The following is a 13335-nucleotide window of genomic DNA, read 5'->3' on the forward strand; positions in this document are numbered from 1 at the left end:
CCGTTATCACCATCGCTTTCTTCATTCGTCAATTGTACACATTGAACTCTCTGACAGACCACCAGTTCGTTGCCGCAGCGGTCTGCACCACCTTAATGTATCGCGCGGTTTTCTGCGCAAAATTGATCGTAATCAGCGGAGCCGTGCCCGTGCCGCTGGCCACCTCGCTGCCCCAATTGGTACCGTCGCTGGAGACGAACACCTGGTACCCGCGCGCATAGTCCTTGCTGTTGCCGGTGCAGTCAATCGTAAGCCCGCTGAACGTTTTCGACGTCTTCATGTCTACGACAAGGTATTGCCCTGGCACCATGTCCGTCCCGGACGTCCAGCGGGTTGACATATTGCCGTCCAGCATATTGCTAGGCGTACTGTTCACTGGAGAAGTCGTTGCCGTCCAGCCCGTACGATCGAGCACCGTGGTGGCGCCTGTACCGACGCCCTGGAATTCAGCCAACGTCTGCCTCATCGCTGTGCTTGGCGAATTTGCATAGACACGGCCGCCAATGTTGTTAATGACATGCGTAATCTCGCTGCCCGCCGTTCCCGAAAGCCAAATGGTCGTCATGTGGTGTACCTTGACTCCTGTCACGTCTGGCACCTCGATGCTGCTATTCAGTTTGACCGCCGCATCTCTAAAGAAAGAATAAACGCCAAGCCCCCAGGCTTCATGCGTAGTGACGGTATCCGCGACTTTGTAGGAAGGATAACCGTTCTCCGTTCCGTTTCTGCTCATCCAGGCCGATTGGCTCGGTACATCGTACGGAATTTCCGATTGATAGAAATAAGTGCGGCCACCGTTGCCGTTCCAAAGCGTCTGATACTTATTGTGATGTTCGTTGAATAAGCCGTAGATCGTCACATTATTTCCGTTCACAACCAGCCCGTAATTGGAGTCGTTCACTCCCCAACCGCTGCCGGTGCCATGATCGGCGCGCCAGATCCAGAAGTGATCGCCGATCACATTGCTGCTATTGATTTTCAAGTCAGTATCTGCCAAACCTGCGCCTGCGCCGCCAACCCGGAAGAACAAATCCTGCAAAATCGTCGGATTCGAGCTATGGCTTAACGAGCTGCCCGTCGGTCCGACTTCCAGCAGGGAGGACGACATGGAAGGGCCGGCATCGTACAGAATGCCCGAAATTTTCACACCGTCGACATCAGCCACCGACATGGCAATTTTCCCGTTATCCGGCACGAGTGTCGGCATGCCGATGCCCAGAACGACCGTGTTCGCATTCGTGATACGAATCGTATCATTCAAGTGAAAGATGCCTGGTGTAAACAGCAAATGCTTGCCTTGATTCAGTGCAGCGTTAATGCTCGCGGCCGTGGCCGTTTCCGGCCGGGCAATATAGAACTGATCGATAGAGAGAGAAGAGCCCGATGTCGAGCCGCTGGCCCAGCTGACGTCTTTGGTATTCGTTTGCAGCGCCGGGACGAAAATGTTATATTGCCCGGAGCTGTTGACGTATAAATACGGTTTTTCGCGCACGACGGGGGTATTGGCAACAATTGTGTAAGGCGGATCTGGGAAAGTGGCCGCAGGCGGCGAAGCGTCCCCTACCATAACCGTGTTCCAGACGGAGCCTCCCCAGGACGCGTACTGATTGTTTCGATTGAACCACTGCTGCTGCGAAGCAGGTGTGACTTTATTGTCTACCATGGAATCCGCCAAGTAGCCGCCGCTAGCCCAGCCGGCATTATAGTTGGCATCAAAGTCGAACAACTCCAGACTTCCCTTGACGTGAACACGCCGCATAGGCGCAGCCTGCGAAACAGCCCACCGCATCTTGCCGCTCGATGGCGCCACCGTCAGATTTTCAATGGATCTCCAAAAGTTCTGCGTCGCATTGCCGTTGGCCCACTTGGCATCCACGTTAAGTCCTCCGGTGATGCTCACGTCATCGGGATTCTGTCCCAGTCCCGCAACATGAGTATAGAAACCCTCACGGATATTGACATTATACGTTCCGGGCTTAAAAAGCATCGCATATCGCTGAGTACCGAACTGATTCGTTTCCTGCTTGGTGAAAATGGTTCCGGCAACGCTCTCGATGTCGGCAGCCGGCATCGTCGGGTCGAATACGTAGACGTTCGGCCCGAAGATCGTGGTGTTTGCGTCGCTGATCGATGCCGCTTTGGAAATTCCGGATAACGCGGGCAATAAGCTCATTGCCAAACTTACAACGGAAACAGCCGCAAGCACTTTTTTAATCATGATACCTCCTCCTGAATTGAACAATTTGACATGCACGCTCTTGATTTCCGCAAAAAGTAAAACGCTTTCACCTCCCCTTATTTGGTATTGTAATCAAAAATCAATGATTTTCTAAGATACTAAAATGACTGTTCTTAAAAATTTTTTACCATTTATTTACTGGCATTTATAGCGATAAATAAACAAAGCCCCCAACACCCGTTGGAGGCTCTGTCTTTGTCTCACCATTGAACTTACTCAGTGCTGCTCTTACTTCGTCACCTTCACCGTCACCTTGTCGCTAGACGTAACGCCGCCCGCATTAACCAACTCGCAGCGGTACTCGTAAACGCCTACAGCCCGGCCGGCGATCGCGCTCACCGCGCTTTGTGCACCAGGCGAAGCTGCGCTTAACGCTTTCGTTTCGATCAATACGCCATTTTCGTATAAACGGTACTCTGTCGCATTAGTGCCCCACCACATGTTCATCGTCACCTGGTAATTGCCGTCGCCATCCCAATTGTCTTGGGAAAGCACCGGTTTGCCTGGAGCTGCATCGGTGATCTTCACAACCAGCGGAGTGCTTGTTGTCGTACCAAAAGAATTAATCAGTTCACTCGTATACGTATAAGTGCCATTCGGTTTGCCTTTCACGTCCACTTTGGCCATTTGAGCGGCCGGCGATGCATCAGTCAGTGCTTGCGTATGAATGAGCACGCCATTCTCGTACAACTTGAACACCGAGCCGTTATTGCCCCACCACATGTTCATCGTCACTGTAAAATTGCCGTCTTTCAAGCCGGTCGCATGACCGCTGTTATCCGACAGCACAGGCATACCTGGCGCTCCTGCGGACAACGGCTTCACAACGGTAATCTTAACCGCATTCGTTTGCACCGTTGTTCCATTTAGTGTAACCGCAGCTGTCAGCTGTGCCGAACCTTCCGCCACCGCACTGACTTTGCCCTGCGCATCTATAGTCGCCACAGCCCCGTTGCTTGTGCTGTACACAACAGCAGCACCGCTCAAGTCAGCGGGCGCTCCGCTGCTCAACACACCCGTTACACGGGCAGCCGTCGTTTCGCCCGGTTTCAGTGAAGTCGCATCAACCGCTAGCGACGCTTGGCTGAGCTTCACCCGCGCGCTCACATTGAACGGCACAGACGCTTGTGCAACGTTGCCCGCAGCGTCGACAACACGGTACCCCACCGTGTGGGCGCCCAACGCTAAGCTGCCTGCCGCAATCGTTTGGCCGCTGCTGATCGCTGCGCCATCGAGTGTCAACGACTGCTCGGCTACGCCTGAAACAGCATCTGTACTCGCCAACGCGAATGTTAACGTATCCGCATCCGTTACATCCCCAACCGCATGACCCGACTGCGTTAATACAGCTGTCGGTGCGGTTTTATCCAGCTTTACCTGCAAGGTTTTTACAGCTTCCGCATTCCCAGCCGCATCGGTGGAAGAATACGCCAGCGTATTCGCACCCTCTGTTTGAATCACTACGGGCGCCTCATAACGAACCGGTGCCCCGCCGTTCATGCTGTACTGCGTCGTCACCGCACCCGCACGATCATCTAACGCTGTCAAAGTGACCGTCACATCTTCTTTGAACCAGCCCGCGCCATTCGGAACACCTGACAAGGCGGCTGTCGTCACAGGCGGAATCGTATCCGCAGCTACGGTAAAATCGCTAAGACCTCTAGGCTTCAACTGGTATACGCTTTTAAAAATGGATGCGATTCCTTTGATACTCACCGTTTGTCCCTCTTGATAAGGGAACGAACTCTGGGTTAAACCAGTTCTCGCATCAACACGGATATGATTGCTTACCGAGCCCTTTATGGCATCGAATTCAAATGAACCCGCCGGTGTAGCGCTTATCACATTTTTCACCGTAACATCCGTAAGCTCGACCAATTGCCCTTGATTATCGTTCGTGACCGCTGCCGCAGCTGTTGGCGCTGGCAGTGCTGCTACGCCTGTTTTTTCAATAGCAACCGGATCCGTTAATTCCAGCTCCGTATTGAATACAGCTGTAGATGCCGTAATCTTCACTTTATCCCCGAGATGAAAACCGCTCAAACTTTGGAACACATAGATTCCGCCGGTTGCATCCTGCAGGTAGAAGGCCTGACCGCCAAAAGCGCCCGGTTCTGTCGTCACAACCCCTTCAACGGTCACCAAGGTGCCTGCTGCTTTACTCCGAGCATCGGAGATCGCAATCTTCGCAGGGATTGGGTTTTGCTCCTCCGGTAAAGGCTCCGCAGGCACGTTGCCCAGTGTAACAGCCTCTGTTATCAAATTCGTAGAAGCTTGACGCAGGCGCAAATTCGCCGCAGCCGTTGTTCCCGGCTTAATGCGAACCATCAAATCCTTCGATGCATGACCTTTAATATCCGAGGTCACACTGAACTGTGCACTATACCCGTATGCCGTCGGCCATGTACCGTCCGCATTCTGAACCATCGCAATTTGCGTGCCGCCGGTAACCAAATAAATGCCTGCATTGAACCCGGAAACGGTTGTGGACGGAGGCAAATTATCCACCACAACCCGCAACGGGAATTCCACCGCATTCGGCAGCGTCGCTTGATGCACAAAGCTGTAAGCAGCGCTCGCCGTTGCCGCTGGACCGCCATAGGAGCCTGGCTTGAAGGTGCTGCGGTCATACCATTTGTAGCCCGCATTTGGGGCGGCCCAAGGCTCTGGCTGCGGCTCTGTCGAGGCAGCAGGCTCTTCGAAAGGCAGCAGCGCCGTCGGCTGATCCAACTGCAAGCCGCTAACTTCAGTCAGGCTCGTGTAGCTTTCTTTTTTCGCTAGCCAGTTCACCATATTAACAAGCAGGACGCCGTCGTCCACTTCTTTAAAACCGTCATACGTCGTCTTCTTCGCGCCCGTGTCCTCGCGCAAATACTTCGGCGTCGCATCCTCGACCGGCGAGGAATCGCCGATGAACCCGGCCTTCCCTGCGCCTGATTTCGCAATGGCAACATACGGGCCTTCGGCCACGCCGCCTCCGTTGTATACACCTTGATCCACCGCACTCGCCCAAGCTTCGTTCGTTTGAGGCAAGTACACAATCCCTTTGGCCTTAGTCGGATCGATGATCGCCAGTGTGGATCCTGCGTGCATCGCGACGCTCGAAACGCCGGAAGTAATGCCGAACGACTGCTGAGGCGGTACGATGTGATTCGCATTAATATCGCCTAAAGCGTTATAGCGGAAACGCAAGCCGAATTGGGTCGCCAACCAGTCCGAGCTGGCTACATCCTGCATGGCCGAGGAGGATCTTTCTTCGGCGCTCATGCCTTTCGCTGGATCCGTCCATGCACCACGGCGATAGCCGTTGAACACTTCCGAACCGTCCCAACGGTTCTTGTTGCGGTCCGCATTGTAATGATCTGCAATGAAGAAAATACTGCCGCCACCCTGCACATACTGCGCAAGAGCCGCTTGCTCGCTAGTCTTGTAAGGAACATTGGACTCAGCCACGACGAAAACATCATAGCCGCTTAAATCGCTGAGTGTGATGGGGGTTGTTTTACGCAGTTCTTTGACGTAGTAGCCGTTATTCGCTAAAGCATTCGCAAAATCGGAAAAAGCGCCGTCGATCACCCAATCCGCCGCACCGGCAGTCTGTTCATGCGTGTTGTCGAACAGCACCTTCTTCCCTGCATTTTCGTTTACAACTTTGGCCTCGATGAAAGGAGCCGGATCACTTGGCCCTTCCGCCATTACCGTCTGCCAGCTGCCAATAGCCAGCACTTGAAGAGGTAGCGCTACTGTCAATGCCAGCGCCGCTTTTAACGCTTTTGCCTTCCATCCCGCTCTCTTACCCATTACAATTCCTCCTTTTAGCTTCTAATGAGACAAGCCTAGTAACTCCCTTATTTTACCATGGTTCAAAAATGGATGGTGCAATTATTTTGTAAACATTAGGAAATTTGTTCAAGCCGACAAGATTATCTTCTTTCGTACAAATCAAGAGTCAAGACTGCCAAGGCGGGCGGTATTATTGGGAACTATGGTCCTCTATTTGTCTAAAAAGCAGCCACTCGGCTAATCAAAGGGAACTCTGATCCCCTATTTTGCCGATTTAAGTCGAAATCAGGCTGCCAATGGCAAATAGGACCCTGCAGTTCCGCCAGGACCCCCAAAACACCCCATATGCTCAAATAACGCCCTGTAGTTCCCAATAGCCCCATGCTATAAAAAATCAGGGCTGTCTCTCAGGTTTTTCAAACCTTCCAAGACAGCCCCATATATACGCCAAGTCGCCTTATGACGACGGCTGATTTCCCTTATTCTGCCCGCGAAAAACATTCGGCACAGTCCCCGTGTGCGCCTTGAACAGCTTCCCGAAATAATTTTTATTCTCGTAGCCCAGCATATCGGCGATTTGTTCCACGGTTTTATCCGTGATTTCCAATAACTCCTTCGCCTTCTCCATCTTCATCCTCGTCACATACTCAACGAAATTCTCACCGGTTTCCTTCTTGAAAAGCCGGCTTAAATAGCTCGGATGGAGGTGCAAATGCGCCGCTGCATCTTCGAGCGATATTTTCATATGCAAATGATTATAGACGAAGCGCTGGCACTCCAAAATCTCCCGGTTGTGCGATTCGCGGTACACCTTCCCCGCCCATTGAATCGCCTGCTGCAAATAATCCTTCAGCCACAGCTCCAGCTCTCTCACAGACGACAGCTCATGCACATCATGATGCAAAAGCTCGGAAGAGAACGTCGACTGGTAATGCTGCAGCGATTTCAGCCGCATGCGAACGTCGAGTATCATCTTCAGCAGCCATTCCTTCACTTCCATCGGACGGAACCGGTGATATTGGATGAAATCAATCCACTTCGAGACGTACATATCGATCAAATCCGACCGCTCATCGAACACGACACTTCGGAACTCCTCCAGCGTCTGAGCATATTCCGCAAGCAGCAGCCCTCCGTCTCCGAAACCTTCCCGGACATGCTCCAACTTCACGACGGTGCTCTCCGGCAGGTAAAAACGCAAGCTTCTCGCTTCCACCATCCGAATCAGCTGATCCTTCAAAGCACGCACATCCTTGGCAGGGCTTCCCGTTATGAACGAAAATGACACCTTCGCAAACTGCTGCAAGCAGCTTTGCAGATGACGCAGCGTCTGCTCAACCTTCTGGCTGTTGTTCACATGCATGCTGCCGTATTGCGGGAACAGCAAAATAACCTCGCCCGTATCATACGTGAACAGTGTCGTCTCCTTCTGGTCGACAAGCAGCTCTTCAATAATATTTTGAATCGTATACTCAAATAAATCCTTCGTCTGGAAACGCTGATTCGCCTCCTTCACCCGATTGACATAACCGAATACCGGCAGCACGCCGTGCTGTCCCAGGCGAAGGCCGAAGCCTTCCGCTTGCTGGCTCCACTCCTCCGAATCGAACAACGGCTCATTGATGGTACTCCGGATAAAATGGCGCTTGGACGAGCTTCGGTGCTGCGCGGCCTCCTTCTCAAGCTTGCGGCTTTTGGAGAGCACGTGATTCTCGGCGTCAAGCTGCTCCTTTAATCTGCCGAGCACCTCGGAGATGTTGCTGATATTCATCGTTTCTTTCAGAATATATTCGCTTACCGAAAGCTTCATGGCTTTCTGGGCATAGTGAAAATCATCGTGACAAGACAGGATGACCGCCTTCACGTGAGGATCGCCATCGCGGAGAGAGCGGATCAGATCCAGCCCGTTCATTTCCGGCATGCCGATATCGCTGATCAGCACATCGGTCTTCGCCCGCCGTCCAGCCTCCAGGGCTTCCAGCGGATTTTCGAATGCTCCCGCCAAGCGGAAGCCCAGTTCTCCCCATTTAATCGCTGAACTTAAAAATTCAAGTACTGGTAAATCATCATCGACAATTATGACTGTATACATGCCTAGCCCTCCTTTCCTACCTGCTGCGGAAAGCGCAGCACGATGATCGTCCCCTGATCCGGCCCGCTTGCGATTTCATAATCGAAACGATGACTGTAGATGATCCGAAGGCGTTCTAATACATTGTTCAAACCGATGCCCGACAAGGACGGACTTCGTGAAGCATGGCGATGCTGCGCCGGCACGTTCACAAGATGTTTGCGAAGATCCTCCAAACGTTCCTCGGTCATGCCGACACCCGAGTCCCTTACCTCCAGTTGGAGCCGTCCGTCCTCGCAGATCCTGGAGGCAATCGTAATTTCGCCTGGTTTGCTTTTTAACCCGTGGATATAAGCATTCTCGATAAGCGGTTGCAACAATAACCGCGGGACCTCTATCAAAAGCGTGTCTGAGGCCGCAGTAATGCGGAGGTTGACCCGGTCTCCGTGCCTGGAGTTCAGGAGTCGAACATAATGCTCGTTAATTTCAATCTCCTCGTGCAGCGGAATATATTCATTGTTGCGATTGATGGTCATCCGCAAGAGCGAAGACAGGGAAGAGATCAGCTCCGCGTTCTCCGAGTCGCCCTTCATCATAATTTTCAAGCGGATGGAATTCAGCACGTTAAACAAAAAATGCGGATTAATCTGCGCCTGCAGCATCGCAAGCTCGGCCATGCGCTTGAGCTCCTGCTCGCGGCGGTTTTCTTCCAGCATCAGCTCAATACGGTCAATCATACGGTCGAACACATAGCCAAGCCGTCCTACTTCATCCACACCGCTAATGTTGGAGCGTTCGCCAAGCTGACCGGATTCGATCCGGACGACCGTTTGGACAAGCCGCGCGATCGGTTTTGTGAGCGTACGCACCATATAGAGCAGAATAACGGCAAATAAGATCAAGAAAAATAGCTGAATGAGAAAATCCGTTTTCCGGAACGATTCGATTTTCTGTGCGGCTGTTTTATAAGGGCTCATGTTGACAAGCTGCCACTCCGAGGTCACATGGCTGCTTAGCAGAATATAATCTTCCCCTTCAACTTTCACAAAAGAGGAGCCGTCCTCCTTCGGAAGCTGATCATAATAAGGAAAAATCGTTCCGATTGTAGTAGAGTCTTTATCTACCAAAATACGCCCCTGCTCATCGATGATGACCATAGATTCATTATTATGATATTGACTAAACAGATCTTGAAGGCTTTTCGGCTCTAGTCCGACAATGACATAACCATACGTCGTATCGTTCTTGCGCAGCGGCTTGGCTGCTGACAGCAGGTACGGCTGGTTGGTCGATTTACTGTAGTTGGGCTCCGCCCCAATCCACTTGACATTATAGCCGGACACTTGCTCCACAGCGCTAAACCAGTCTTTTTTCAGAAAATCAGTCGGATTAAAAGAGAAAGTCGTATAGGATGCAACGTATTCATGATTGGGCAGCAGCACCGTCACATTCAGATTGCCGAAGGAATCGATCACCGTCGACATTCTTTTGGCAATCGTCTGTTTGTATTGCAAAACATCTCCCTTATCTGTTCCCTCATTCGCTCTGCCTAATTCCCGGATGGACGGCTGCAGCTCCTCGTCGAATTGAATGAAATTCATGACATAAATCATATTTTTCATTTGGGTATCAACGATTTGACTTACGATCCGCATCGATTCGCGTGACGAGTCCGTGACCTGCGATCTGACCGCATCCCGTGTAAACAAGCTGGACACATTCATGGAAACAAGCGATGGCAGAACGAGACATACCAGAATCGTCAGCACCAATTTATTGCGTAATGATAACCTGCGAAGCCATCCCGGCACTGCGCTCTCCTGCCTTTCAGACGCACCTTTGAAAATGGGAAAAAGAGGAGCCTAAGGCCTCCTCTTTTCATTATACCAATAACGATGCTAGATTCGTTACTTTCGTTACTACTTATTTCGCGTTGCTTTTACGAATATCTTCGATCTTCGCTTTAGCCGTTGAAATAGTTTTCTCCAAATCCTGCTTGCCTGTCAAGAACAGCTCAACTTGTGTTAAGTATTCTTTCTCTTGTTGCAGCGCGTACGTTGGAGGAACAACCAATTTCGTTGCTTTGTTAACTTTCAAGGTTGCAAGCAAGGAAGCTTTGTCGATCATAGCAACTTGTTCCGGTTTGCCGCTTTTTAGAATCGCGTCAACGTTTTTCTCAACATCGGCTTTTTTCCAACCGGAGAAGAACAGACCTTGCGTTTGAATACCTTCCGTTGTGTACCATTTTACGAAGTCATAAGCCGCTTGCTTGTTTTTGGAGTTTGCAGCTACGCCCATGAAGTCAGCGCCTACTTCTGTCAAACCGTTTTGATCTTTAGCATCATACTTCGGATACGGAGCGAATACGGTTTTGAACTTCGCGTTTTGCGCCAGCTCTCCGACCATCCAGTTGCCTGTTGCCAACATCGCTGTTTTACCGCCGTAGAACACATCACGGTAAGCCATTTTTTGCGATACGACTTCAAAGTAAGGAACGGATGTTTTATCTACGTTCTCCAATTTGTTTCTCAAATCAAGGGAGTAACGAACTTTTGGATTGTCAATGTTTTGCGTGCCGTCGGATTTCACCAAGTATGGGTTTTCCATATCATTGTTCAAAGCCAGAAGCGCGTAGTCTTTCCAGTTGTGGAAATAGGAACCGTATTGCTTGGCGGCGCCTTCGCCTTTTGTCAGCTTTTTCGCATATTCCGCATACTGATCCCATGTCCATTCTGTTGGAACCGGAAGCTTCGCTTCATCTAATTTGTCTTTGTTCAACAGGACGAACCATTCAATCATTTTACCAGGCAGGGCATAGTATTTACCATTGACTACCGGATCAAGTTTATATTCGTCTTTAACGACAATGTTATCTTTTTTAAGGTAATCATCAAGCGGTTCCAAGATTCCTGCGCCAACGCGTTGAGCGAAATCGGATGCGCTGGAGTACATCACAACGTCCATTTGCTCGCCGGAAGCTGCCAGAAGGTCAAGCTTTTTCATCCCTTCTTGGGAATCGCCTTTCTCGGACATGCTTTCATAGACGACTTTTACATTCGGGTGGGTTTTGTTATAAGCCTCAACCGTTGCATTCCAGTTCCCTTGCGCTTCCGTATACCAAGCTTGAACTTTAATTGTAACCGGAGCTTTCGTTCCGCCTGCAGCGCTGCCGCTATTCGTTGCTGCCGGTGATGCCGGTGTTTCGCTTTTATTGCTGCCGCAGCCTGCAAGTGCAGTACTGATGGCTAGTACACCGCTTAATACTAATAAACTCTTTTTCATAGGAACCCCTCCAAGTAAGCATTGTTTTGTTTGAAAACCTTTACATGACCGATCGTATCAAACTTACGATGAGCACACGAGGCACTATTTTAACCTCATGCACTCATATTTTGACTTTTCCTGCTTAGCCCTTAACGCCGCCCATCGAAATACCTTCGATAACTTGCTTTTGACCAATGATGAAAATAATCAAGAGCGGTACGATCGCCGATACGGATGCAGCCATGATCAGAGAGTAGAACTCGCCGTTCAAATCGGCAAAAGACCGGATACCAAGCGGAAGTGTGAACAAATCTTTGGTTCTTAAGAAAATCAATGGATTCTGGTAATCGTTCCATGTCCAGATAAAACGCAGAATCGCATACGTAGCAATGGCCGGACGCACAAGCGGCGTACAAATGGACCAGAAAATCCTCAAATGGCCTGCACCGTCGATCCGCGCCGACTCCATGTACTCATCATGAATACCAAGATAAAACTGACGAAGCATGAATGTTCCCAGAACGCTGAAGGAGCCTAACATAATCAAACCCAAGTGGCTGTCAAACAAGCCGATCCAACGGAACAGCAGGAACTGCGGAACGAGAATCGCTTGGCTGGGAATCATGTAGATGGCCAAAATGAGTACGAATAGTCCGTTACGTCCGCGGAATTTGATTTTCGAGAAGGCGTAAGCCGCCATCGATGAAAGCAGGACCGATAACGCCGTCGTTAACACCGTAACCTTAATGGAGTTCCAGTAATACAGGGAGAATTTCGTTTCCCAAACCGCTTTATAGTTTTCAATTATATTCCAATGCTGCGGTATCCACTGAATCGGATAGACGAACACGTCGGCTTCCGGCTTCATCGAAGCGGATATCATCCAGAGGAACGGCGACATAAATAGTAAGCCAACTGCAAGCATTAGTAATGTAAGGAGAATTTTTTTGAAATTTTGATACTTGTCCATCGGGAATTCCTCCTTCTCTTTAGTAGTTCACCCATTTACGTTGTCCGATCCATTGCACCAGTGTAATCAGAAGCACAAGCACCACAAGTACAATCGCCATAGCGGAAGCGTAGCCGGATTGCAGGTTGATGAAGGCTGTTTCATATAAGCGGTAAACGACCACGCTCGTGGAGTTCGCCGGACCGCCCCCGGTGAGGACAGAAATAACGTCAAACACTTTAAATGTACCGATAATCCCCGTTACAAGCAGGAAGAATGTCGTTGGCGACAAGAGCGGCACCGTGATGCTCATGAACTGTTTAAACTTCGATGCTCCGTCAATGTCCGCGGCCTCGTAGAGATCTTTCGGAATCGACTGCAAGCCGGCCATGAAAATAATCATGTTATAACCGATAGAGATCCAAATCATAAGTCCCATTACGCAGTATAAAGCAACATCCGGATCAGCCAGCCATTTTGGCGGATTGGCGAAGCCCATGTTCATCAGAATTTGGTTAATCGGCCCGTACGTCGGATGAAATAATACTTGAAACACAATAGCTACGGCAACAACGTTGGAAATGTAAGGAATGAAGTAAACAACCTTAAAAAAGTCTTTCAAATAAATCTTTTTATCGATAAGGACCGCCAAAACAAGCGAGAAAATTAAGGTTAAAGGAACGACAATCATTAAAATCATGTTGTTCTTAAGGGAGGATAGGAAGACTGTATCTTTAAAGAGCTTAATAAAGTTATCTAAGCCGAGAAATTTCACCTTGGAAAAACCGGCAACAAAGTTCCAGTCGGTGAAGCTGAGGAAGAAGGAAGCTATAATTGGAAATAACGTAAAGACAAATAGTCCGAGTACCATCGGAGCCACGAACGCATAGCCGGTCAGGTCCTCACGTATTTGCTGCGCCGAACTTTTCCGTTTCACTTTGGTGGCTGAAAGGGTGCTCGAATGTGTATGTGTATTGTTGGCCATCTATTATTCACCCCATATGTTGTATTTTCTATAGTCTACCCTGC

7 protein-coding genes are annotated in these 13335 nt (G+C 50.0%); all 7 read right to left on the minus strand.

Going from position 1 to position 13335, the window contains the following annotated elements; all coding sequences use genetic code 11:
* Positions 1 to 28 precede the first annotated feature (28 nt).
* Positions 29 to 2218, minus strand: coding sequence for a discoidin domain-containing protein (locus GC097_RS17050; protein WP_171684495.1), 2190 nt, complete (start codon positions 2216 to 2218; stop codon positions 29 to 31).
* Positions 2219 to 2467: 249 nt separating this feature from the next.
* The gene (locus GC097_RS17055) at positions 2468 to 6040 is read right to left on the minus strand and encodes an OmpL47-type beta-barrel domain-containing protein (RefSeq protein ID WP_171684496.1); all 3573 of its coding nucleotides are present in this window, start codon (positions 6038 to 6040) and stop codon (positions 2468 to 2470) included.
* Positions 6041 to 6479: 439 nt separating this feature from the next.
* Complete coding sequence (locus GC097_RS17060; protein ID WP_171684497.1) at positions 6480 to 8114, minus strand: helix-turn-helix domain-containing protein; 1635 nt, start codon at positions 8112 to 8114, stop codon at positions 6480 to 6482.
* A gap of 2 nt (positions 8115 to 8116) precedes the next feature.
* Entirely contained in the window at positions 8117 to 9904 is a 1788-nt protein-coding gene (locus GC097_RS17065; RefSeq protein ID WP_171684498.1) for a cache domain-containing sensor histidine kinase, read from the minus strand.
* Between the two features lie 112 nt (positions 9905 to 10016).
* Positions 10017 to 11375, minus strand: a complete 1359-nt coding sequence (locus GC097_RS17070; protein WP_171684499.1) for an ABC transporter substrate-binding protein — start codon at positions 11373 to 11375, stop codon at positions 10017 to 10019.
* A 124-nt stretch (positions 11376 to 11499) separates the two neighbouring features.
* Positions 11500 to 12327 (minus strand): carbohydrate ABC transporter permease, encoded by an 828-nt coding sequence (locus tag GC097_RS17075; RefSeq protein WP_171684500.1) that lies wholly within the window; start codon positions 12325 to 12327, stop codon positions 11500 to 11502.
* Positions 12328 to 12346: 19 nt separating this feature from the next.
* Positions 12347 to 13291: a carbohydrate ABC transporter permease gene (locus GC097_RS17080; RefSeq protein ID WP_171684501.1), complete on the minus strand. Its 945-nt coding sequence runs from the start codon at positions 13289 to 13291 to the stop codon at positions 12347 to 12349.
* Between the last annotated feature and the right edge of the window lie 44 nt (positions 13292 to 13335).

The organism is Paenibacillus planticolens (genome assembly GCF_013141725.1).
In the GTDB taxonomy this organism is placed as follows: domain Bacteria; phylum Bacillota; class Bacilli; order Paenibacillales; family NBRC-103111; genus Paenibacillus_E; species Paenibacillus_E planticolens.